Raw genomic sequence first — 22,954 nt, 5'->3', positions numbered from 1 at the left:
GAACAGGGCTTCAACGATCAGACTGTCGGGATAACCCAGTAGGGACGCACAGTCTGTACGGACTACCCTCTGTCCCGTGATTGACCCCAGGACTCTGCGCGAAGACCCGGAAGCCGTGCGCGCGTCGCAGCGCGCCCGTGGTGAAGACGAGGGAGTGGTCGACAAGCTGCTCTCCCTCGACACCCGGCGCCGGTCTTCCATCGCGGCCGCGGACAAGCTGCGCAACGAGCAGAAGCTCCTGGGCAAGCAGATCCCGAAGGCGCCGCCGGAGGAGAAGCAGCAGCTCCTCGCCACGGCGAAGGACCTCGCCGCGCAGGTCAAGGCGGCCGAGGCCGAGCAGAACACCGCGTCGGAGGAGTTCGACACGCTGTTCCGGACCGTGCCGAACCTCGTCCACCCGGACGCGCCCGTCGGCGGCGAGGACGACTTCACCGTCCTCAAGCACGTCGGCGAGCCGACGAAGCTCGGCTTCGCCCCGAAGGACCACCTCGAGCTGCTCGAAGCGCTCGGCGGCGTCGACATGGAACGCGGCGCCAAGGTGTCGGGGTCGCGGTTCTACTTCCTCACCGGTGTCGGCGCGCAGCTGCAGCTCGGCCTGCTCAACATGGCCATCGCGCAGGCGCTCGAGAACGGCTTCACGCCGATGATCACGCCGTCGCTGGTGCGCCCCGAGATCATGGCCGGCACCGGCTTCCTCGGGCAGCACTCCAGCGAGATCTACCACCTCGAGGACGACGACCTCTACCTCGTCGGCACGTCGGAGGTGCCGCTCGCCGGCTTCCACGCCGACGAGATCCTCGACCTGAACGACGGCCCGAACCGCTACGCGGGCTGGTCGTCCTGCTACCGGCGCGAGGCCGGCTCGTACGGCAAGGACACCCGCGGCATCATCCGCGTCCACCAGTTCGACAAGGTCGAGATGTTCGTCTACGCCAAGCCGGCCGAGGCCGAGGCGGAGCACGAGCGGCTGCTGGGCTGGGAAGAGCAGATGCTGGCGAAGATCGAGGTGCCCTACCGGGTGATCGACACCGCGACCGGCGACCTCGGCACGTCCGCGCACCGCAAGTTCGACTGCGAGGCGTGGATCCCGACCCAGGAGACCTACCGCGAGCTGACCTCGACGTCCAACTGCACGACGTTCCAGGCCCGCCGCCTCTCGGTCCGCTACCGCGACGAGAACGGCAAGCCGCAGATCGCCGCGACGCTCAACGGCACCCTGGCCACCACCCGCTGGATCGTCGCGATCGTCGAGAACCACCAGCAGGAGGACGGCTCGGTCCGGGTGCCGGAGGCGCTGCGGCCGTTCGTCGGCGGCAAGGAAGTCCTCACGCCTCGCTGAATCGGGCGGATCCGCGGTGCTGCTCCGTTCGTCCCAGTAGTGTCCGGGCCGAACGGGAGGACTTCATGCGGATCAAGTGGCAGGTCGCGGTCGCGCTGGCGGCCGCGACCGTGGTGACCGGGTGCACGGTGGCGGTCGGCGGTTCGGCGTCGCCGGTGCCGGGGCAGGGCCCGGTCGTCACGGCCGTCGACGCCTGCAAGCTCCTCGACGAAGCCCAGGTCGACGCCCTCGGCTACCGGACGCCGGGTCGCTCGGTGCCGGAGAACAAGGACCGGCTCCAGCCGCCGATGTGCCTGTGGAACTCGAAGGACGACATCGAGCCGTCGGCCGTCCTGAACGTCGGCATCGCCGCCGGCATGGACTTCAACGAGTACATCTCCGGTGCCCTCAAGAAGTCCGAGCCGCAGGAGATCGGCGGGCTGACCTGGACGCAGTACGCCTCGATCCTGCCCGACGACTGCGTGTTCTACGCCCTGCTCGGCGCCAAGTCGTTCGCCTACGTGAGCGTCTCGACGAGCAAGCTCGACAAGTCCTGCGAGCAGGCGAAGCAGGCGATCCCGCAGGTGGCGGCGCACCTGCCGGGCGGGCAGGACGCCCCGCCGGTCACGCCGACGACCTCCGCCAAGCCGGAGCCGGGCGGCCCGCTGCTGTCGGCGGACCCGTGCGCGATGCTGAAGCCGGACCAGGTGGCCCAGCTCAAGGACATCTCGCCGAACGGCGAAAAGGACACCTCGTCCACCGTGCCGAACGCGTCCTACTGCCTCTGGGACGACACCGACGGCGACGACGGCCAGAAGGCGTTCGAGGTCTGGTTCGGCCCGAGCACCCCGGTCGGGGAGTGGCCCGGGGCCAAGGGCGTCAACCCGACCGAGACCGTCGACGTCGGCGGCAAGAAGTGGGGCATCTTCCCGAACATGGGCGGCCTGCGGGTCACCTGCGGCGCGACCCTGGCGATCACCGACACGTCGTCGGTGCAGGTGGTCAGCGGGTTCATCGGTGACGACAGCAAGACCTGCGACCTCGTGAAGCAGGGCTTGCCGCTGGTGACCGCGAACCTGCCGGGCTAACTGTCGGAAGCCACCTGGTCCGCGATGTGGCGCGCGATCTCGAGCGCGCTCGTCGCGGCCGGTGAGGGCGCGTTCAGGACGTGCACCTGGTCGCGCGCGGTCTCGATGAGGAAGTCGTCGACGAGTGAGCCGTCGCGGCGCATCGCCTGGGCGCGCACGCCGGAACCGTGGCGGACGATGTCGTCCGCGGTGACGGCCGGGACGAGCCGGGCGAGGCTCGCGGCGAACCGCTTCTTCGAGAACGAGCGGCGGACCTCGTCGAGCCCGGTCGGGAACGCGTACTTGCGCGCCAGCCGCCAGATCCCGGGGAAGGTCGCGACCTCGGCGACGTCCTTCGCGGAGAAGTCGCCCCAGCGGTAGCCCTCGCGGCGCAGCGCCAGCACGGCGTTCGGGCCCGCGTGCACGCTGCCGTCGAGCATGCGCGTGAGGTGCACGCCGAGGAACGGCAGCGTCGGGTCCGGCACCGGGTAGATCAGGCCCTTGACCAGGTGCCGCTTCTCCGGCTTGAGCTCGTAGTACTCGCCGCGGAACGGCACGATCTTCGCCGACGGCGTCAGCCCGGCCAGCCGCGCGACGCGGTCGGAGTGCAGGCCGGCGCAGTTGACCAGCGCGTCGGCCTGGACGACTTCGTCGCCGGTGGCGACCTCGACCCCGCCGGTGCTCCCGGCCCGGATGGCCACGGCGGGGGAGTTCAGCCGCAGGTCGACGCCGGCTTCGTCGAGCAGCCGGACCAGGGCGTGGCAGACGGCGGGGAAGTCGATGATCCCGGTGGATTCGACCCGCAGGGCGGCGACGCAGGCCACCTCGGGCTCGTACTCGCGGGCCTCGGCGGGCGAGATCTGCTTGGCCGGGACGCCGTTGGCCTCGGCGCGTTCGGCGAGGGTGGTGAGGGCCGGGAGCTCCCGCTCGTGGGTCGCGACGACGAGCTTCCCGCACACCTCGACGGGCACGCCGTACTGGCGCGCGAAGTCCACGATGGACCGGTTGCCGGCCACGGACATCCGCGCCTTGAAGGAGCCGGGCTTGTAGTAGAGCCCGGCGTGCACCACGTTCGAGTTGTGCCCGGTCTGGTGGGCCGCCCAGCGGGATTCCTTCTCGAGGACGGTGACGTCCAGCCCGCGCCTGGTCAGCTCCCAGGCCACGGCCAGACCGACGATCCCGCCCCCGACGACTACCACGTTACGCACGGTCGATCAGGCTACGCGAATGCGGCGGCGGGTGGTTCGCGGGCTGATCTGCGGGAACCGGGGCACGGGCCCTCGACCTCGGCCGGGAGGGTCCCCGCGGAACGTGCTCGAAGCCTAGGTGTCCGAACGAGTGGACACCTCTCCCTCGATCGAGTGATCGAGGGCCTTCTGCGCACTCATCCCCGACCCCGTGCGGTAGGCCCGCTCGAACCCGTCGACGCCGAGCGACTCCACCAGCCGGGCCCGGACCGCCGTCACGTCCGGGTCGCCGCTGATCGCCGTCCCGCGGACCGCCGCCGCCGCGCCCAGCAACACGGCGGCCTGCTCCGGGCCGGTCACGCCGGCCAGCCCTTCCAGCGCGAACGCCACGACGTCACCCGCGTGCCACTGCCGTCCCACCAGCAACGCCTCGCGGTGCAACGCGGCGGCCGCCGCCGGGTCGCCTTCCGCCAGGGCCAGCCAGCCGAGCGAGATCATCGCCGACGCGCGGGCCGTCTCCGCCGCGAACGAGCCGCCTGTGCACTCTGCCAGCGCCCGCTCGCACAGCTCACGGGCCGCCGCCAGGTCGCCGGAGAAGCGGGACAGGTTCGCCAGCCCGAGGTAGGCCGACGCGCGGGATTCCGGCATGCCCGAGCGGCGGGCCGTCGTGGCCGCCAGTTCGTAGTCCGCGCGGGCGCCGGTCCGGTCGCCGGACAGCAGCCGTGCCCAGGCCCGGCGGCAGATCAGGTCCGCGACGTCGTCCGTCGCCCCGATCTCGTGCATCAGGGCGAGGGCTTCGTCCATCATCGGCAGCGCGGCCTCGTGCTCGCCGCGCCAGGTCAGCAGCTGCGACAGGTGGTCAAGGGCCATCGAGAGGCCCCACCGCTCGCCCAGCGCCCGGAACTGCGCCGCGCCCTCGCGCAGTCCTTCCTCGGCGCCGGCCAGGTCACCCGACATCATCGACCGCAGGCCGAGGCCCATCGGCAGCAACGCCCAGCTCCACGGATCACCGGTGGCCAGCAGGCCCTCGCCGCGGATCAGCAGCTCCGCGTCGTCGCCGGGCGGGCCGGCCACGACACCCAGCAGCATCACCAGCATGGGGTGCCGCGGCGCCCACGCACCGTCGGCCGCGAACCGCCGGACCAGCGGCAGGTACTGCTCCAGCGACTCGTGCGGCTGCCCGGCCATGGCGCCGAGCACGCACACCAGGAACTCCTCGACGTGCTCCTCGCGCAGCTCCGGCGAGCACCGCGAGACCACGGCCAGCGACAGCCCGGCGCCCTCGAACCGCCGGCCGCGCATCCACCAGTACATCGCCAGCAGCAGCACCAGCCGCAGCGCCAGTGCGACGTCGTTCTCGGTGGCCCAGCGCAGCGCGGCCAGGATGTTGTCGTAGTCGGCGTCGAGCCGCGCGAGCCACGTCAGCTGGTCCGCGGTCCGCAGCATCGGGTCGGCTTGCTCGGCGAACCGCCGGAAGTACTCGGCGTGCGCGCGGTGGACTGCCTCGGCCTCGCCCACCTCAGCGAGCCTCTCGGCGCCGAACGCCCGGATCGTCTCCAGCATCCGGAACCGCCCGCCGACGGCTTCGACCAGGGACTTGTCGGCCAGCTCCGGCAGCAGGTCGACGTCGGCGCCGCACACCTCGGCGGCGGCCGCGGCGGTCGCGCCGCCCGGGAACACCGTCAGCCGGCGCGCGAGCTCGCGTTCCTCGTCGCTCAGCAGGTCCCAGCTCCACTCGACGACGCCGCGCAGCGAGCGGTGCCGCGCCTCGGCCGTCCGGCTGCCGCGGGCCAGGAGGCGGAACCGGTCGTCGAGCCGCGCCGCGATTTCTCCGACGTCCAAGGTCCGCACGCGGGCCGCGGCCAGCTCCAGGGCCAGCGGCAGGCCGTCGAGGGCGGCGCAGATGTGCTGGACGTCGCCGATCGTCGTCTCGTCGACCGCGAACGCCGGATCGCTCGCCGCCGCGCGGTCGGCGAACAGCCGGACGGCCGCGAACTCCCGGGCCGGCCCGGCGGGTGTCCCGGGCGGCGGGACGGCCAGCCGCGGCACCGGCGCCAGCTGCTCGCCGGTGATCCCGAGCGGCTCGCGGCTGGTGGCCAGCACCCGCAGGCCCGGGCACGCGGCGAGCAGCCGCGCGACCAGCCGGGCGGCCACGTCGACGACGTGCTCGCAGTTGTCGAGCACCAGCAGGGTGGCGCGTTCGCGCAGGGCCGCGATCAGCCGCTCGGCCGGGTCCTGCGGGCCGCCGCGCGAGCTCTCGCGCAGGCCCAGCGCGCTCAGCACCGCTTGGGCGACGCCGGCGCCGCCGTGCGGGGCGAGCTCGACGAACGCCACCGGGCCGGTCTGGGCCGCGGCCACCTCGACGGCCAGCCGGGTCTTGCCGGTGCCACCCGGCCCGGTCAGCGTGACGAGCCGGCTGCGGTCCAGCAGCCCGGCGACCTGCCGCAGTTCGTCGCCGCGGCCGACGAAGCTCGTCAGCTGCGCGGGCAACGCCGGCAGCACCGGCTTCTCGGTCTCGCCGCGAAGCACCGCGAGGTGGGCTTCGGCGAGTTCCGGGCCCGGGTCGGCGCCCAGCTCGTCGGCCAGGGTGCGGCGGGCGTCCTCGAACGCGGCGAGCGCGTCGGCGGGCCGTCCCGCGGCGGCCAGCGCCCGCACCAGCTGCGCGCGCGGCCGTTCCCGCAGCGGGTGCGCGGCGACGGTCTCCCGGAGGACGGCGAGGAGGTCTTCGGCCTGGCCGAGCGGCAGCCGGGCCTCGACGTGGTCGTCGGCCGCGTCGGCCCGCAGTTCCGCCAGCCGCGCGGCCTGCGCTTCGGCGAACGGCGCGTCCGCCAGGTCGCTGAACGCGGGCCCGCGCCACAACGCCAGCGCTTCGCCCAGCACCGCCGCGGCCCGCGCGTGCTCGCCGTTCTTCAGCAGCGTGCGGCCTTCGCGCGCGAGCCGTTCGAAGCAGTGAACGTCCACTTCGTCCGGTGGGGCGGCCAGCCGGTACCCGGCCGCGGTGAACTCGACCGGCGCGAGCTCCTTCAGCGCCGTCCGCAGCCGCGACACCTGCGACTGGAGGGCGTTCGCCGCGCCGTCCGGCGGGTGTTCGCCGTACATGCCGTCGATCAAGCGCTCGGCCGGGACGAACCGCCCGGCCTCCAGCGCGAGCAGCGCCAGCAGCATCCGCGACCGCGGGCCGCCCACCGTCACCTGCGTGCCGTCCGTGCGCCACGCGGCGACGGCCCCCAGCACCCCGAATCGCATGTGACCCAGCCTAGGACGTCCCCGACCTGGGGGAAGCGTCACTCCGAACGGGAGTTCGGCGTGGGCCTGTGAATCACCTGAGCGTGCGTCTATACACTTCGCCGAGTCCCCACGCAATGGGAGAGGTATGTCGTCAGACAGCATCGCCCTCGGTCAGCCGACCGTCGGTGAAGAGGAGCTCGCTGCCGTCGCGGAGGTCTTCCGGTCCGGCTGGCTGGCCGGCGCGGGCCCGGCGTGCCGTCGGTTCGAGGAACGCTTCGCCCAGGTCACCGGCACAGCGCACGCGCTGACGACGGCGAACTGCGGCTCGGCGCTCTTCCTGGGGCTCAAGGTCCTCGGAGTCCGGCCGGGCGACGAGGTGATCGTCGGCGACTACACGTTCCCCGCCACCGGCCACGCCGTCGTCCAAGCGGGCGCGAAACCGGTGTTCGCCGACATCCGCCCGGACGTCTTCAGCGCGGACCCGGCGCACGTCGAAGCGCTGATCACGCCGAAGACGGTCGGCATCCTCGCCGTCGACGTCGCCGGCCAGCCCGGTGACTTCGACGAATACCGCGCGATCGCCGACAAGCACGGCCTCTGGCTGTTCGAGGACGCCGCCTGCGCCGCGGGCGCCACGTACAAGACGCGGCCGGCCGGCAGCCTCGCCGACCTCGCCGCGTTCTCCTTCCACGGCCGCAAGGGCATCACCGCGGGCGAGGGCGGCGCGCTGGTCTCCGACCGCGAAGACCTCATCGCCCGCGCCCGCAAGCTGCACACCTACGGCATCGAGCCGGCGATCAGCCGCGAAGGCTCGGACACGCTGCCCATCCCGGAGTTCCACGAACTCGGCTACAACTTCCGGCTCTCGGACGTCCAGGCCGCGATCATGAACGTCCAGCTCGACCGCCTCCCGGACCTCCTCGCCGCCCGCCGCTCGGTCGCGAAGCGCTACCACGAGGCCTTCGCCGACGTCGATGCGCTGACCGTCCCGGTGGAACTGTCCGATCGGGAGCACCCGTGGCAGGCCTACCTGCTCACGGTCGCGCCCGGGATCAGCCGCGACACGCTCGCCCTGCGGATCCGCTCCCAGGGCGTCCAGTGCAACTTCGGCACCTACGCCTCGCACCTGCAGCCGATCTACGGGCCTCAGGCCCCGCTGCCCGTCTCGGCCGACGCGTTCGCGCGTCAGCTCGCCATCCCGATGCACGCCAACCTCACCGACGCCGAAGTCACCCGGGTCGCCGAGGTCGTGCGCGAAGCCGTGCAGTCCCTGTCCTGAAGCCGCCTACCGAGGAGAAATTGGTGTCCGACAAGAAGGTGCTCTTCACCGGGGGCGGTGGCTTCATCGCCGCGCACGTGATCCCGCTGCTGCTCGAAGGTGGCTACACGGTCCGGATCTTCGACAACATGACCCGCGGTGACCGCGCCCGCGTGAACGAGTTCGTCGCGACCGGCCAGGTGGAACTGGTCGAGAAGGACGTCCGGTACGGCGGTGCGGTGCGCGAGGCCATGCGCGGCTGCACGCACGTCATCCACTTCGCGACGGTGTCGATCAACAAGTCGATCGCCGACCCGCACGAGTCGATCGACATCAACATGATCGGCAACCACAACGTGTTCGCCGCGGCCGCCGACGAAGGCGTCGAGCGGCTGGTGTTCGCCTCGACGGCGTCGGTGTACGGCGACCCGAAGCGGCTGCCGATGCACGAGGACGACGAGCTCAAGCCGCTCACGCCGTACTGCATCTCGAAGCGCGCGGGCGAGGACCTGCTCGGCTTCTACGAGCGGCAGAAGGGCCTGTCGTGGAACGCGCTGCGGTTCTTCAACGTGTACGGCCCCGGCCAGAAGATCGAGGCGTACTACACGTCGGTGATCAACCACTTCATCCAGCGCCTGCGCGCCGGCCAGCCGCCGATCATCGACGGCCGGGGCGACCAGTCGATGGACTTCGTGCACGTCACCGACCTCGCGCACGCCGTCGTCGCGGCGCTGGAGTCGGAGAAGGCGAACCTGCCGATCAACATCGGCACCGGCATCGACACCTCGATCGCCGCGCTGGCCAAGATCCTCATCGAGGCGGTCGGCGTCGACGTCGAGCCGCTGTTCAACGAGCGTGACGTGCTGGTTTCGCGGCGTGCGGCCGACATCAGCCGGGCGCGGGACGTGCTGGGCTGGGAGCCGCGGATCACCGTCGAGGACGGCATGCGGGATCTGGTCAAGGAAACCGAGTGAGCACCACCGCCGGGCCCGCCCAAGGACGTGCGATGCGCATCGCGGTGGTGAACAACTTCTTCCCGCCGCGCGTGGGCGGCAGCGCGCACATGGCGGCGTCGCTCGCGGCGCAGTTCGTCGAGGCCGGGCACGAGGTCCTGGCGATCACGGCCGAGTACGCCGACGCCCCGGCCGAAGAGGAGCGCGACGGCTACCGCGTGGTGCGCCTCCCGGCGGTGAAGATGCCGCAGATCGGCCTGTCGATCGACTTCGACATGAGCTTCGCGTCGCTGCGGCCGGGCAACTGGCGGCGGCTGTGGAAGCTGCTGGACGCGTTCCAGCCGGACGCGGTCCACCTGCACGGCCAGTTCTTCGACCTGTCGTGGCTGGCCGGGATCTGGGCGCGCCGCCACGGCGTCCCGGCGCTGCTGACCATCCACACGCTGCTGATCAGCGACAACAAGCTGTACGGCGGCGTGTTCCGGCTGCTCGACGCGGTGCTCGTGCGGCCGATCCTCGCCTACCTGAAGCCGAAGTACGTCATCCTCGACAAGCTGGGCGTCGACTACTGCGTCGACCGCTACGGCACCAGCGACGCGAACTCGGAGTACTTCCCGATCGCCGTCGACACCGGGCACTTCGCGAAGCCGGTGACGAAGGACGTCCGCGCGGAGCACGAAATCGGCGACGCCCCGCTGATCGTGTCGCTGGGCCACGTCATCCCGCTGCGCAACCGGCTGCCGCTGATCGAGGCCCTGCCGTCCATTTTGGACAGGCACCCCGGGGTGCGGGTGGTGGTCGTCGGCCGCGTGTACCACGACGCGTTCCTGAAGCGGGCCGCCGAACTGGGGGTGTCGGACGCGCTGGTCGTCACGGGCGCGGTGCCGAAGGAGGACGTCCCGGCGTACTTCGCGGCGGCGGACATCGTCACGCACGACCTCAACGGCGGCTGCGGCACGGCGTCACTGGAGGCGATGCTTTCGGGCACGGCGACGATCGCGTCGGTGACCGAGGACAACTACCCGGGCATCGAGCTGCGCAACGGCGAAAACGTGCTGCTGGTGCGTCCGGACGACTCGGAAGCCGTGGCGCGCACGGTGATCGAGCTGCTCGACGACCCGGATCGCCGGGCGGCGATCGCGCAGCGGGAGAGCGAAATGGTGCGCTCGAACTTCGGCCTCGACGTCGTGGCGGAGGAACACCTTCGTACGTTTGAGAAGCTGGTGTCGGAAGCCGATGTTCTTCGATGACGAGCGCAGCCACCGGCTGCGCCCGCAGATCCTGACCGACCTCGTCTCGCAGTACATGAACGACGCCGAGCGGGCGGCGTTCTACGGGCTGCCCTCGACGTGCCGCATGCGCGAGCGCGCGAAGATCATCAGCCCGGAAAACCTGAAGATGGGCGACCACTGCTGGATCGGCGAGGGCGCGGCGCTGGACGCGAGCGGCGGCCTGGAGATCGGCGAGCACACCAGCATCGGGCTGAACACGCTGATCTTCACGCATTCGAGCTGGCTGGCGAACATGACGCTGCAGAACCACTCGGGCAGCGACCTGATCGAGCGCAAGCCGGTCAAGATCGGCAAGGGCTGCTTCATCGGCGGCCTGGTGGTGATCATGGCGGGCGTGACGATCGGCGACTTCGCGACGGTCCAGCCGAACTCGGTGGTGGCGAAGGACGTCCCGCCGCGGACGCTGGTGGCGGGCAACCCGGCCCGGGTGTTCCAGCGCTACGACGAGGAGTACATCCAGGCGGAGGCCGAGCGGGTGCGGGCGGAAAACGCTCGCCGGAGGGCGATCGCGGAGTCACACGGGCAGGACACTTCGGGCTGGGGAGCCCCATCGGGCGACTACTCAGCGGAGTAGCGACCGGGCAAGCTGCGCGCCCAGCGGCCCTAGAGCCGGTCACCCAAGAGCTTCGCCACCGAGACGTACACGTCCTCGCGGTTCGTCGGCGTGTAGAACTGCGCGAACCGGCTCTGGCCGTGGCCGCGCTTGCCGATGGCGACCATCTCTTCGCCGTCCGGGAACTTGCAGTGGCTCGCGTACTCGCCCGCGCCCGGGATCGGCTTGGCGGGCTCCTTGCACTCCTTGTTGAGCCGGCCGATCGTCGCCGACGGGCTCTGGGCGCCCGGGAGCGCCACGACCACCAGTTCGCCGTTCAGCCCGTACCCGCAGTGGTAGGCCGTCCCGGGGTTCACGTCCTCGGACTTGCCCTCGGTGCCTTCGCCTTTTTCGCCCGGCCGGCCGGTGAGTTCCCGGACCTCCGAGCCGCCCAGAAACGGGCAGGCCGCCGTCACCTTCTCCGGGGACACCACCGCCGCGAACTTCGGTGTCGTCGGCGTTGGCGTCGGCTTGCTGACCGACGTGGATGACGGCGGCGCCGACGTGGTCGCCGGCGCCGCCGTCGTGGAGCCGCCCGAACACGCTGTGACGCAGGTCAGCAGGCATGCGACGGCGAAGATTCCCCCTACGAAGCGCACGCAAGACAATCTAGCGCTCGGTAACGGAGCGCGGGATTGCGGTTACGCAACGTTTCAGTCCGTGGACGTGACCAAGATCGGGAAGCAACCTTTCGCGGGCCCGGCCGTCGCTGGGTGAGGACGGAGTGAGGTGACGGATGGCGCGGGGCGACGAGGAGTTCGCGGAGTTCGTCCGTGCGTCGTCGGCGCGGCTCACCCACGCCGCGTTCCTGCTCACCGGTGACCGCCACCAGGCGGAGGACGCCGCCCAGACCGCCTTCACCCGCACCTACGCGGCCTGGTCGCGGGTCCGGCACAAAGACGCCTACGGCTACGCCCGGACCGTCCTGGTCAACCACGTCATCGACGGCTGGCGGCGCCCGATCCGCGAGTACGCCACCGAAGCGCTGCCCGAGCAGCAGGACCGCCTCGACGTCGACAAGGCCGTCACCCAGCGCGCGTGGCTCACCGCGGTCCTCAAGACGCTCACCGCCCGCGAACGGGCCGTCGTCGTGCTGCGCCACTTCTTCGACCTGCCGGAAGCCGACGTGGCCCGTGAGCTCGGCGTTTCCGTGGGTACCGTGAAGAGCACGAACTCGCGGGCGCTGGCCAAGCTGCGGATCGAAGCGGCCGATCCCGAAGACACGCTGATCGGGGGGTGCGGGCGGTGAACGAGCTCGACGACTTCCGCGCGGCCCTCCGGCAGCCTCCCGGCGAGCCCTTCGCCGAACCGGACCTGGCCCGGATCATGCGGGACGGCACCCGCCTCCGGCGCCGCCGCCGCGTGCTGACCGGCACCGCCGGGATCGCCGCCGCGGCCGCCGTCGTGCTCGTCATCGTGTTCGCCGTCCAGCTGCGCCAGCCGTCACCCGCTCCGGTCGCGCAGCCGCCCGCACCCGTGTCCGTGACACCGGCGCCGACGACCAGCCGGCCGCCGGTCGCGCAGGCGATCGGCGACGTCGTGGGCACCGGGATCCGGACCCCGGCCGGCGAAATCGTCCTCTACGCGAAAGCGGTCGACCTCCCGGAGCTGCCGAACGTCCGCTTCGGGCTGGTGGCCGGCTTCCGGTCCGGGGACTCGCTGGAGGCGGTGCTGGTGTCGAACGAGACCCGCGGCACCGACCTGTCGTTCGGGTTCCACGCCACCGACGGCGGCGAGGTGATCCGCGACCAGCTCATCCCGGTCTTCGGCTACTTCTCGGGCCGGGCGGCGCGGATCACGACGACGGTGCACGGCAAGACCGTCGACGCCCACCTGGCGACCTGGACCGCGGACGCGACCGTGGTCATCTTCTGGTTCGACCCCGCCCAGGTCCCGGACTCGGCCGTCCTGACGCCGTTGATCGCCTACGACGCCGACGGCAAGCGGCTCACCAAGTAGGCGGTACCCGGCCGCGGGAAGCGGGCGTAAGAACCCAACGGTGACCTCTCGACGAGCGTTCCTCACCGCCACGGCCGCGCTCGGCATGGCGGCCGCCGTCCCGGCCGGCGCCACCGAGCTCGGCGATCGCGGCCCCGGCGGCCCGATCCGCCCGCAGCGCCCCGACGCGGAACTGCGGGCGCTGCTCCGCCAGGTCGACGAACGGCGGATCGAGGCGACCGTGCGGCGGCTGGCCGCGTTCGGCACCCGGCACACGCTGTCCGCCCAGGACGACCCCGCCCGCGGGATCGGCGCGGCGCGCGACTGGCTGTTCGCGCAGTTCCAGCAGATCGCGGCGGCTTCCGGCGGCCGGCTGAGCGTCGCGCTGCAGTCGTACGTCCAGCCGCCCGCCGACCGGATCCCGGTGCCGACGACGATCACCAACGTCGTCGCGACGCTGCGCGGGTCCACCGACCCGGGGCGCGTGTACGTCGTTTCGGGGCACTACGACTCGCGCCGCAGCGACGTCATGGACTTCACCGGGGACGCGCCGGGCGCGGACGACGACGCTTCGGGCGTCGCGGTGTCCCTGGAGCTGGCCCGGGTGCTCTCGACGCGGCAGCCGGCCGCCACGATCGTCTTCGCGGCCGTCGCCGGCGAAGAACAGGGCCTCTACGGCTCGCGATTCATGGCGCAGCAGTTCAAGGCGGCCGGGACCGACGTCCAGGCGATGTTCACCAACGACATCGTCGGCTCGAGCCGCGCCGACGACGGCACGCGCGACCCCGGCACGATCCGGCTGTTCGCCGAGGGCGTCCCGACCGCGGAAACGCCGGCCGAGGCGAACCTGCGCCGCAGCATCGGTGGTGAGAACGACTCCCCGCCGCGGCAACTGGCGCGGTTCGTGAAGTCCGTGGCGGAGAACGACGCGACCGGCATGACGGTCCGGGTGATCTATCGGCGCGACCGCTACCTGCGCGGCGGCGACCACATCGGCTTCCTGGAGCAGGGCTACCCGGCGGCGCGGTTCACCGAACCGAACGAGGACTTCGCCCACCAGCACCAGGACGTCCGCGTCGAGAACGGCGTCCAGTACGGCGACCTGCCGGAGTTCTGCGACTTCCCGTTCACCGCCCGGGTCGCGCTGGTGAACGGCGCCACGCTGTGGTCCCTCGCGACGGCACCGGGGACACCGAAGGGCGCGAAGATCCGCACGGCGGCACTGACGAACGACTCGGACCTGCTCTGGGACGCCACGCCGGGCGCCACGAGCTACGAGGTCGTCTGGCGCGAGACGACCGCGCCGGACTGGACGCACGCGATCGACGTCGGCCCGGCGCTGACGGCGAAGGTCGACCTGTCCAAGGACAACGTCTTCTTCGGCGTCCGCGCGGTGGGCCCCGGCGGCCGCCGGAGCCCGGCCGCGTTCCCGGTGCCGGTGAGCTAGGCGGCTTGGCTGGTCTGCCGTGGCTGGTCGTGAGTGGTAAGGCGGGTTCTAACCCGCTTTTTCACTCACGACGGCCGCGGCAGACCCGTTGCCCGTGGTGAGCTAAGCCGCGGCCTGCGTCAGCACCTGCTCGACGACGTGGTGCGACGGCAGGATCAGGTCGCGCTCGGTGTCGGCGTCGATCTTGCCCTCCAGCAGGTCGCAGAAGCGGTCCAGCTGGGTGGCGAGCGGCTCCCGCGCCGTGACGAGCTCCGGGATCTCGATCACCGTCTGCTGCCGGTAGCCGAGGCCGTCCGGGGTGACGGAGTCGTGCGAGACGTGCCGGTAGATCGTGACGTCGCGGCGCAGCAGGTCGATCTCGATCAGCCGGTCCAGTTCGGACACCACCAGCGAGCGGACCTTCTTCTGCCCCAGCCGGGACGCCGACACCGTGGCCAGGCCGGTCTCGAACGACAGCACCGTCTCGATGGTGTCCTCGGCGCCCTCGACCGACGACGGGTGGAAGTAGCCCGCGCCGGACGTCACGCGCGACGGCGTCGCGCCGCCGAAGAACTGGATCGCCAGGTCGACGTCGTGGACCAGCAGGTCCCACGCCACGCCGGTCTTGATCCGCGGCGCGTACGGGCCGTGGCGGCGGGCCATCAGGTGCACCGGCTCGTTCACCAGCGCCCGCGCGGTCATCACCGCCGGGTTGTAGCGCTCCAGCAGCCCGCACATCAGCGGGACGTCCTTCGACGCCGACAGGGAGACGATCTCCTGCGACTTCTCGAAGCTGTTGCAGACCGGCTTCTCGACCAGCATCGGCTTGCCCTGGCCGAGGATCTCCTGCGCCAGGTCGTAGTGCGCCTCGGTGGCCGAGGCCAGCACCACCGCGTCCACATCGGACAGTGAGCCGATCTCCGGCGTCCACTGGGTTTCGTACCGCTCGGCGACGGCCTTGCCCGCTTCCTCGCGCGGATCGATCACGCGGACCAGGTCGACGCGCTCGTTGCCGGCGAGCACGCGGGCGTGGAGGGAACCCATGTTCCCGGTACCGACAAGAGCGATCCGATGCGTCATGCGCCCAGTACCTCGCGAACGGTTTCGATGATGGTGTCCAGGTCGGACTCGGTCAGGTGCGGGTGCACCGGCAGTGACAGCGCCTGCTCCGAAACGGCGCGGGCCACCGGGAAGTCCTCGACGCGCGCGCCCGGGATCAGGTCGTGACCCGCGTAGCACTCGTAGTCGAAGACGATCTTGGGGTAGTAGATGCCGTTGCCGATGCCGCGCTCGGTGAGCGCCGCGGCCAGCTCGTCGCGCGAGAGGAACGCGTGCGGCCCGACCAGCACGGTGTACTGGTGCCACACGTGCTCGCGGCCCGGCAGCACCTGCGGGACGTCGAGGCCCGGCGTCCCCGCGAGCCCCTCGGACAGGCGCTTCGCGTTCGCCTGGCGGGCGGCGGTCAGCTGGTCGAGCTTGGCCAGCTGCGGAATGCCGACGGCCGCGTGCAGGTCGGTCATCCGGTAGTTGTGGCCCGCGACCTCGTACTGGTAGCGGGCGCGCATGCCCTGGTTGCGCAGCACGCGCAGCTTGTCGGCCAGCGCGTCGTCGTCCGTGGTGATGACGCCGCCCTCGGCAGTGGTGATGTTCTTCGTCGCGTACAGCGAGAAGCAGCCGATGCCGAACGAACCGGCCTGCTTGCCCTCGAACGACGCGCCGACGGCCTGCGCCGAGTCCTCGATCACCTGCAGGCCGTGCTCGGCGGCCAGCGGCGCCAGCTTGCCCATGTCGGCCGTCTGGCCGTAGAGGTGCACCGGCATGAGGACCTTCGTGCGGTCGGTGACGGCGCGCGCGACGGCGTCCGGGTCGATCGCGAAGTCGTCGCGCCGGATGTCGGCGAAGCGGACGGTCGCGCCGGCCTCGAGGATCGCGTTCAGCGTCGCCACGAAGGTGAACGGCGAGGTGACGACCTCGTCACCCGGCTTCAGGTCGAGCACCTGGAGGGCGGCGACCAGCGCGGTGGTCCCGTTGTTGACCGCGATCGCGTGCTTCGTCCCGGAGACCGCCGCGAAGGCGTCCTCGAAGCGCTTGACCATCGGTCCCTGTGCGATGGCGCCGGAGCGCAGCACCTCGACGACGAGGTCCTCCGCGTCACGCACGTCGACCACAGTGATGGGGATCATGGGCAGTCTCTCTCGGCAGGCGATTTCGGCGCGTCCGGTACAGTGAGCCGCCGGTTCTGCGCCCGGCCGCCCTGCAGCAACGCGGGCCACACGTTACCGGGCGCGGCCGCGCGCCCAGTACCCAGCCGCCGACGAACGGATACCCGCCCGTGGCCAACCGCATCCACCCGACCGCCGTCATCGGCGAAGGTGTCGAACTCGGCGAGGACAACGTCATCGGGCCGTTCGCGGTGATCGCCGGACCCACCCGGATCGGCGACGGCAACTGGATCGGCCCGCACGTGACGATCGGCACGCCCGGCGAGGACCGCAACCGTCCGCATCCCGCCTCCTGGGAAGACGCACCGACCGGGGACCCGGATCACGACGGCCACGGTGTCGTCATCGGCAGCCGCAACCGGATCCGGGAGTACGTGAGCGTTCACCAAGGAACCTGGCGGACAACGACCGTCGGCAGCGACGGCTACTACCTCCGCAACAGCCACATCGCGCACGACTGCCTGGTCGGCGACGGCGTGACGATCGCCTCGAACGCCGTCACGGGTGGCCACTGCCACATCTGGGACGGCGCGAACCTCGGCATGGGCGCGATCCTGCACCAGAAGGTCGTGATCGGGCCCGGCGCGATGGTCGGGATGGGCTCGGCGGTGCGGCGCGAGATCGGCGCGTTCACCATCGCCGTCGGCAACCCGGCCCGCGTCACCGGCGTCAACGTGGTGGGGCTGTCCCGCCGCGGTCTCGACGAGGAGACGATCGAGGCCCTCGGGCCGTGGCTGAAGGGCAAGGAAGGTCTCCCGGACGTCACGCTGCCCGGCGACCTCTCTACCTTGGTAAAGGCGTGGGACGCTCGCCCGCGCGACGAGCACTAGGAGCTGTCAGATGTCGGAAGTCGCCCCCAAGCTGCGCGAGGTCTTCGTCGAGGCGCTGGACCTCGACGGCGGTGTGGACGTCGAGAACCTGAAGTACCGCGACATCGAGGCGTGGGACTCGGTCGGCCACATGGCGCTGGTCGCGGCCATCGAGGACGAGTTCGACGTCGAGTTCGACACCGACCAGGTCATCGACATGTCGAGCTTCAAGGTCGCCGTCGACATGGTCACCGAGCTGCAGTCGAAGAATGACTGATTTGTCCGGTCGCGTCGCGCTCGTCACCGGCGGGACGCGGGGCATCGGCCTCGCCACCGCCCGCGCGCTGGTCGAAGCGGGCGCGACGGTGGTGCTCACCGGCCGCGACGAGGCTCGCGCCAAAGAGGCCGCGGCTTCGGTGGGCGCTTCCGGGCTCGCCCTCGACGTCACCGACGCGAAAGCGGTGTCTTCGCTGGTCAGAGGTGTCGCGAAAGAGTACGGCAAGCTGGACATCGTGGTCGCGAACGCCGGGATCATGGAGGACGCGCTCCTCGGGATGATCAAGGAAGACGTCGTCGACGCGACGCTGAGCACGAACGTCGCCGGCACGCTGCACACCGTCCAGGCCGCGGCCCGGGCGATGATGCGCAAGAAGTCCGGCTCGATCGTGGTGCTCGCTTCGATCGTCGGCGAGTACGGAAGTGCTGGTCAGACGGTGTACGCGGCCTCGAAGGCGGCGGTGGCGAACATCGCGAAGTCGGCGGCGAAGGAGCTCGGCCGGTCCGGCATCCGCGTCAACGCGGTCGCACCGGGCGTGATCGAGACCGATCTCACTGCGGGCCTGAGCGAAGACGCGAAGGCCGAGAACGCCGGTAAGACGCCGCTCGGGCGGCTGGGCCGGCCCGAAGAAGTGGCGAACGCGATCCGGTTCCTGGTGAGCGACGAAGCGTCGTTCGTCACCGGCCAGGTGCTGGGGATCGACGGAGGCTTGGTGCTGTGACGCTGTTGGGTGCGGGAGCCCGGCTGGTGGACGTGGCCGGGGGCCGCACGCTGGCGGGCGCGGAACTGTCGGCCGAGGTCGGCCGCGCGATGGAAGCGGTGGACGCGCTGCCCACCGGCGTCGTGTTCGCGCGGATGTCGATCGACCTCGGCAGCGTGCTGACCTACCTGGGCGCGTTCGAGTCCGGGCGGGCGATCGCGCTGATCGACCCGGCGCTGGACGCCGACGTGCTGGCCGGGCTGGTCTCGCGCTTCCGCCCGGCGGCCGTGCTGGCCGCTTCGGGCGACGCGCCGGAGGGGTACACCGCGCGGGGTGCCGACTGGGTCCGTGACGCCGCCGACGGTGTCCAGCCCCACCCCGACCTCGCCGTCCTGCTGCCGACCAGCGGCTCGACCGGCAACCCGAAGCTCGTCCGGCTTTCGCGGCAGGCGATCCTGGCCAACGCCGACGCCATCGCGCAGGTGCTGCACATCGACGCCGACGAGGTCGCGCCGACCTGCCTGCCGCTGCACTACAGCTACGGCCTCTCGGTGCTGAACTCGCACCTCGTGCGGGACGCGACCATCGTCATCGAGCCGTCCGGGGTGCTCGGCCGCGGCTTCTGGGACGCGGTGAACACCTACGGCGTCACGTCCCTCTCGGGCGTCCCGTACCACTACGAAATGCTGCGGCGGCTCAAGTTCGACCCCGCGAAGTACCCGACGCTGCGCACCCTGACGCAGGCCGGCGGGAAGCTGCGCGACGAGCTGATCGCCGAGTTCAACGACAAGATGCTCGCGGTCGGCGGCCGGATGTACGTCATGTACGGCCAGACCGAGGCCGCGCCGCGGATGACGACGGTGCCCGCCGAGCGGCTGGCCGAAAAGCTCGGTTCCGCCGGGCCGGCGCTGCCGGGCGGCAAGTTCTCGGTCCGTCGCGACGACGGGTCGGAGACCACGCACCCGAAAATTGTCGGTGAGGTCGTCTACCGTGGGCCCAATGTGATGCTGGGCTATGCGGACGACGAGTCCGGACTGGCCAAGGGCGACGAATTCGGCGGCGTGCTGGCCACCGGTGACCTCGGGTACCTCGACGAAGAGGGCTACCTGTTCATCACCGGCCGGCTCAAGCGCATCGGCAAGGTGTTCGGCAACCGCGTCAGCCTCGACGACCTCGAGCAGGCCGTGCGCACGGCGGCGGTGGGGATCGACGTGGTGGCCGCGGTGCCCGCCGGCGACAAGGTCGTGCTGTTCGCCGAAGGGGCGGACAAGGACATCTGCAAGGACGCGTCGCGGGCGCTGTCCGAGCGGCTGCACCTGCACGTCAGCGGGTTCGACGTCCGCCCGATCGACACCGTGCCGCTGCTGGCCAGCGGCAAGATCGACTACCGGACCCTGGAGGGGCAGGTATGAGTGTGTTCACGCGGTCGCAGGCCGACCGGGAAGCCTTGCTGCTGCCCGAGCTGGCTTCGCTCACCGCCCACCACCGGGCGAACTCCGAAGGCTACGACCGGATCCTGTCCTCGCTGGGCATCGCGCCGGACGCACGTTTCGGCGCGATCGCCGAGCTGCCCTGGCTGCCGGTGCGGATGTTCAAGACGCACGACCTCAAGTCGGTGCCGGACAGCGAGGTGTTCAAGACGCTGACCTCGTCGGGCACCACCGGCGCCGGCGCGTCCCGGATCTACCTGGACAAGGAGTCGGCGGGCGCGCAGACCAAGCAGCTGGGCGCGACGCTGCAGGAAGTCCTCGGCGGCGAGCGGCTGCCGATGCTGATGGTCGACACGATCGGCATCATCAAGAACCGCCGGTCGTTCTCCGCGCGGGGAGCTGGTGTGCTGGGCATGGCGAACTTCGGCCGCAAGCACACGTACGTGCTCGACGAGAACGACCAGCCGGACGTCGAGGCCGTGAAGAAGTTCCTGGCCGAGTACGGCGACAAGCCCTTCCTGATCTTCGGCTTCACGTTCATGGTCTGGCTGTACCTGTACGAAGTCGCGCGGGACAACGACCTCGACCTGTCGAACGGCATCCTGATCCACTCCGGTGGCTGGAAGAAGCTGATCGACCGCGCCGTGGACAACACCGAGTTCCGGCGGCGGTTCAAGGAGGACACCGGGCTCACCCGGATCCACAACTACTACGGGATGATCGAGCAGATCGGCACGGTGTTCCTCGAGGGCCCGTCCGGCAATTCGCTGTACTGCCCGGACTTCGCCGACGTCGTGATCCGCAACCCGGAGACGTGGGAAGAGCAGCCGGTGGGGGAGCCGGGCGTGATCGAGGTCGTCTCGACGCTGCCGACGTCGTACCCGGGGCACGTGCTGCTGACCGAAGACCTCGGCGTCTACAACGGCATCGACGACGGTGACTGGCCGGGCAAGCACTTCTCCGTGCTCGGGCGGCTGCCGAAGGCGGAGGCCCGCGGGTGCTCCGACACATTCTCGGGAGCGGCAGCGTGACTTCCCTGACCCAGCGTTTCCCCGAGTCGGCTCCGGTTTCCGTGAGCGACCTGGTCGGCCAGTTGCGCGCGGAGCCGCCCGGCGGCCGCCTGCGCGTGGGTGACCCGCGGATCGTCGAGTTCGTCACGAAGTTCGCCCGCAAGCTGCTGGCCCCGGCCACCGCGCGGCGGTTCCCGGAGCTGGCGTCACTCGGCTTCTTCCTGCGCAAGGGGGAAATCGCCAAGGCACTGTCCACTCTGGACACTTCGGGGAACGCGCTGCGGTTCCCGCGCGGGCTGGTGTTCCACGTGCCGCCGGCGAACGTCGACACGATCTTCGTCTACTCCTGGGCGCTGTCCGCGCTGGCGGGCAACCACAACGTCGTGCGCGTCTCGTCGCGCTCGGCCGGGGCTGCCGAGGCGGTGCTGGACGCGCTGAACGCGGCACTGTCCGAAGTGGACGCGGACACCGCGGCCGCGATCACGGCCACCCAGCGGATGGTGACCTACGACCGCAGCGACGAGGTGAGCGGCGCCCTGTCGCTGGCCGCCGACCTGCGGGTCATCTGGGGCGGCGACGGCTCGGTCGCGGCCCTGCGGAAGTACCCCCTCGCCCCGCACGCGCGTGACCTGACGTTCCCGGACCGCTCGTCCTTCGCCGTCGCGTCGGTGGCGGGCTGGCAGCGCGCGTCCGCCGAAGAGCGGCGGGCGGCCGCCGAGGGCTTCTACAACGACTCGTACTGGTTCGACCAGGCCGCCTGCTCGTCGCCGCGCGCGGTGTTCTGGGTCGGCGACGAATCCGGCGCGCGCGAGGCCGGGAGCGAGTTCCGCACCCTGCTGGCCGCGGTGCTGGAGACGAAACAGCACGTCACCGAGCCCGCGATGGCGGTGCAGAAGCGCGTCTCGGCGTACGGCGCGGCGGTCGACGGGCTGGTCAAGGAGATCGCCTTCCAGGGCAACGGCCTGGCGACGCTCGAGCTGGCCGACCCGGCGGTGCTGCCGCGGGAGTGGCTCGGTGCAGGCACGTTCGCCAACGCGCGGGTGTCCACTCTGTCCGACCTGGTGCCGATCGTCCTCCGGAAGGACCAGACGGTCAGCCAGTTCGGCTTCACCGCCGAGGAGCTGACGGCGTTCGCGCACGAGCTCGCGGGCCGCGGCGTCGACCGGATCGTGCCGTTCGGCTCCGCCCTGACCTTCTCGGCGGTGTGGGACGGTTACGATCTGCTCTCCGAGTTCAGCCGCCTGGTCACGGTGCAGGCCTGAGGAGAGCCGTCGATGACGACAGTCGATGACCTGCCGGCCGCGGGCAAGCAGCCGAAGTCCACCCGGGCGAAGCTCCTCGACGTCGTCCGGTGGGTCGCGATCGTGCTGGTCATCGGCTTCGCGGCCAAGCAGCTGGCGGCGAACTGGGGCGAGTTCTGGCACACCCTGCGTGACGTCGCCTGGGAGTCGTCGCTGCTCAGCCTGGTCGCCCTGGTCGCAGCCATCCTGGTGTCGACCTGGGGCTGGCAGATGATGGTCGACGACCTCGGCGAGCCGATCGGCTACGCCCGCGGCGCCCAGATCTGCCTGGTCGGCTCGCTCGGCAAGTACGTGCCGGGCTCGGTCTGGGCGTACCTGCTGCAGATGGAGCTCGGCCGCAAGGCGGGCCTGGCCCGCGCCCGCATCTTCACCGGCTCCCTGATCCAGCTCGGCGTCGGTGTGGTTTCGGCGCTGGTGGTGTCGCTGCTGGCGGCCCCGGCGGTGTTCAGCAACAGCCCGCGCGCGCTGTGGCTGTTCGTGCTCATCCCGCTCGGCCTGGCGATGCTGCACCCGAAGATCCTGACCTGGGGCACGTCGCTGGTGCTGCGGATCCTCCGCCGCCCGCCGCTGGCGCACCCGCTGGGCTGGGCGGTGATCGGCAAGGTGTTCGCCGCGTCGACGGCGGCGTGGTGCCTGCAGGGCGTCCACCTGTGGCTGCTGGCCAACTCGGTGGGCACGCCGGGTCTCGGCGGCTTCGTGCTGTGCGTGGGCGCGATGGCGGTGGCGATGACGGTGGGCACGTTCGCGTTCATCCTCCCCAGCGGCGTCGGCGTCCGCGAGGTGGCCCAGGTGGCGGTCCTGACGGCGAGCGGCCTGACGGTCGGCCAGGCGACGGCGTTCGCGGTGGCCTCACGGGTGATGTTCACGGTGGCCGACCTGCTGACCGCGGGCCTGGCGGCCGTGGCGGCCCGGTCCGCGCGTCCGGCGGTCACCGCGGCCTGACGCA

At 71.2% G+C, this 22,954-nt stretch carries 21 protein-coding genes; 16 read left to right on the top strand and 5 right to left on the bottom strand.

Annotated features, from left to right (window positions below; all coding sequences use genetic code 11):
- Positions 1-76: 76 nt before the first annotated feature.
- Together serS and OO60_RS06100 are read left to right on the top strand one after the other, a co-directional pair.
- On the top strand, positions 77-1,339 hold the full coding sequence (gene serS / locus OO60_RS06105) for a serine--tRNA ligase (RefSeq protein ID WP_004558561.1): 1,263 nt from the start codon (positions 77-79) through the stop codon (positions 1,337-1,339).
- Positions 1,340-1,404: 65 nt separating this feature from the next.
- Positions 1,405-2,406: a DUF3558 family protein gene (locus OO60_RS06100; RefSeq protein WP_004558560.1), complete on the top strand. Its 1,002-nt coding sequence runs from the start codon at positions 1,405-1,407 to the stop codon at positions 2,404-2,406.
- On the opposite strand, the gene lhgO is transcribed toward OO60_RS06100, so the two are convergent.
- Positions 2,403-3,593 (bottom strand): L-2-hydroxyglutarate oxidase, encoded by a 1,191-nt coding sequence (gene lhgO, locus OO60_RS06095; protein ID WP_033260996.1) that lies wholly within the window; start codon positions 3,591-3,593, stop codon positions 2,403-2,405. The genes OO60_RS06100 and lhgO overlap by 4 nt on opposite strands.
- A gap of 114 nt (positions 3,594-3,707) precedes the next feature.
- A complete protein-coding gene (locus OO60_RS06090) occupies positions 3,708-6,818 on the bottom strand; it encodes an AfsR/SARP family transcriptional regulator (RefSeq protein WP_033260995.1) in 3,111 nt (1,036 codons plus the stop codon).
- 127 nt (positions 6,819-6,945) lie between these two features.
- Here OO60_RS06090 and OO60_RS06085 point away from each other — a divergent pair, with 127 nt between their 5' ends.
- Genes OO60_RS06085 through OO60_RS06070 form a run of 4 tightly spaced genes read left to right on the top strand, consistent with a single transcriptional unit; the run spans position 6,946 to position 10,877 of the window.
- Positions 6,946-8,079 (top strand): DegT/DnrJ/EryC1/StrS family aminotransferase, encoded by a 1,134-nt coding sequence (locus OO60_RS06085; protein ID WP_004559081.1) that lies wholly within the window; start codon positions 6,946-6,948, stop codon positions 8,077-8,079.
- Positions 8,080-8,102: 23 nt separating this feature from the next.
- Positions 8,103-9,032, top strand: coding sequence for an NAD-dependent epimerase/dehydratase family protein (locus OO60_RS06080; protein ID WP_004559082.1), 930 nt, complete (start codon positions 8,103-8,105; stop codon positions 9,030-9,032).
- Positions 9,033-9,064: 32 nt separating this feature from the next.
- Positions 9,065-10,261, top strand: a complete 1,197-nt coding sequence (locus OO60_RS06075; protein WP_004559083.1) for a glycosyltransferase family 4 protein — start codon at positions 9,065-9,067, stop codon at positions 10,259-10,261.
- Positions 10,248-10,877: an acyltransferase gene (locus OO60_RS06070; RefSeq protein WP_004559084.1), complete on the top strand. Its 630-nt coding sequence runs from the start codon at positions 10,248-10,250 to the stop codon at positions 10,875-10,877. The genes OO60_RS06075 and OO60_RS06070 overlap by 14 nt, the downstream gene beginning before the upstream one ends.
- A gap of 29 nt (positions 10,878-10,906) precedes the next feature.
- Here OO60_RS06070 and OO60_RS06065 read toward each other — a convergent pair whose 3' ends face one another.
- Positions 10,907-11,494, bottom strand: a complete 588-nt coding sequence (locus OO60_RS06065) for a hypothetical protein (RefSeq protein WP_039912151.1) — start codon at positions 11,492-11,494, stop codon at positions 10,907-10,909.
- Between the two features lie 137 nt (positions 11,495-11,631).
- Between OO60_RS06065 and OO60_RS06060 the strand changes: the two genes are divergently transcribed.
- The 3 genes from OO60_RS06060 to OO60_RS06050 all read left to right on the top strand — a co-directional run bounded on the left by OO60_RS06060 (position 11,632) and on the right by OO60_RS06050 (position 14,280).
- Positions 11,632-12,144, top strand: a complete 513-nt coding sequence (locus OO60_RS06060) for a SigE family RNA polymerase sigma factor (protein WP_004559086.1) — start codon at positions 11,632-11,634, stop codon at positions 12,142-12,144.
- Positions 12,141-12,854: a hypothetical protein gene (locus OO60_RS06055; RefSeq protein WP_033261086.1), complete on the top strand. Its 714-nt coding sequence runs from the start codon at positions 12,141-12,143 to the stop codon at positions 12,852-12,854. Before OO60_RS06060 ends, OO60_RS06055 begins: the two co-directional genes overlap by 4 nt.
- 85 nt (positions 12,855-12,939) lie before the next feature.
- The gene (locus tag OO60_RS06050; RefSeq protein ID WP_209441375.1) at positions 12,940-14,280 is read left to right on the top strand and encodes a M20/M25/M40 family metallo-hydrolase; all 1,341 of its coding nucleotides are present in this window, start codon (positions 12,940-12,942) and stop codon (positions 14,278-14,280) included.
- A gap of 102 nt (positions 14,281-14,382) precedes the next feature.
- Here OO60_RS06050 and OO60_RS06045 read toward each other — a convergent pair whose 3' ends face one another.
- Entirely contained in the window at positions 14,383-15,339 is a 957-nt protein-coding gene (locus tag OO60_RS06045) for a Gfo/Idh/MocA family protein (RefSeq protein WP_033260993.1), read from the bottom strand.
- Positions 15,336-16,442: a DegT/DnrJ/EryC1/StrS family aminotransferase gene (locus OO60_RS06040; RefSeq protein WP_003096470.1), complete on the bottom strand. Its 1,107-nt coding sequence runs from the start codon at positions 16,440-16,442 to the stop codon at positions 15,336-15,338. The genes OO60_RS06045 and OO60_RS06040 overlap by 4 nt, the downstream gene beginning before the upstream one ends.
- Before the next feature lie 149 nt (positions 16,443-16,591).
- On the opposite strand from OO60_RS06040, the gene OO60_RS06035 reads away from it, so the two are divergent.
- From OO60_RS06035 to OO60_RS06005, 7 genes are read left to right on the top strand one after another with little or no spacing between them, the layout of a single operon-like run.
- The gene (locus OO60_RS06035; protein WP_003096468.1) at positions 16,592-17,311 is read left to right on the top strand and encodes an acyl-ACP--UDP-N-acetylglucosamine O-acyltransferase family protein; all 720 of its coding nucleotides are present in this window, start codon (positions 16,592-16,594) and stop codon (positions 17,309-17,311) included.
- Positions 17,312-17,321: 10 nt separating this feature from the next.
- Positions 17,322-17,567 (top strand): acyl carrier protein, encoded by a 246-nt coding sequence (locus tag OO60_RS06030; RefSeq protein WP_003096467.1) that lies wholly within the window; start codon positions 17,322-17,324, stop codon positions 17,565-17,567.
- Positions 17,560-18,288: an SDR family NAD(P)-dependent oxidoreductase gene (locus OO60_RS06025; RefSeq protein WP_033260992.1), complete on the top strand. Its 729-nt coding sequence runs from the start codon at positions 17,560-17,562 to the stop codon at positions 18,286-18,288. The genes OO60_RS06030 and OO60_RS06025 overlap by 8 nt, the downstream gene beginning before the upstream one ends.
- Positions 18,285-19,679 carry an AMP-binding protein gene (locus OO60_RS06020; protein ID WP_003096465.1) on the top strand — a complete coding sequence of 465 codons (1,395 nt, stop codon included), beginning with the start codon at positions 18,285-18,287 and terminating at the stop codon, positions 19,677-19,679. The genes OO60_RS06025 and OO60_RS06020 overlap by 4 nt, the downstream gene beginning before the upstream one ends.
- Positions 19,676-20,728 carry a LuxE/PaaK family acyltransferase gene (locus tag OO60_RS06015; protein ID WP_003096464.1) on the top strand — a complete coding sequence of 351 codons (1,053 nt, stop codon included), beginning with the start codon at positions 19,676-19,678 and terminating at the stop codon, positions 20,726-20,728. The genes OO60_RS06020 and OO60_RS06015 overlap by 4 nt, the downstream gene beginning before the upstream one ends.
- Complete coding sequence (locus tag OO60_RS06010) at positions 20,725-21,969, top strand: acyl-CoA reductase (RefSeq protein ID WP_003096463.1); 1,245 nt, start codon at positions 20,725-20,727, stop codon at positions 21,967-21,969. Before OO60_RS06015 ends, OO60_RS06010 begins: the two co-directional genes overlap by 4 nt.
- A gap of 12 nt (positions 21,970-21,981) precedes the next feature.
- On the top strand, positions 21,982-22,950 hold the full coding sequence (locus OO60_RS06005) for a lysylphosphatidylglycerol synthase transmembrane domain-containing protein (protein ID WP_003096460.1): 969 nt from the start codon (positions 21,982-21,984) through the stop codon (positions 22,948-22,950).
- The last annotated feature ends 4 nt before the right edge of the window (positions 22,951-22,954 follow it).

This window comes from Amycolatopsis vancoresmycina (genome assembly GCF_000716785.1).
Lineage (GTDB): Bacteria > Actinomycetota > Actinomycetes > Mycobacteriales > Pseudonocardiaceae > Amycolatopsis > Amycolatopsis vancoresmycina.
Note: the sequence above shows the minus strand (reverse complement) of the source record. Positions and strands in the feature narration are given on the sequence as shown.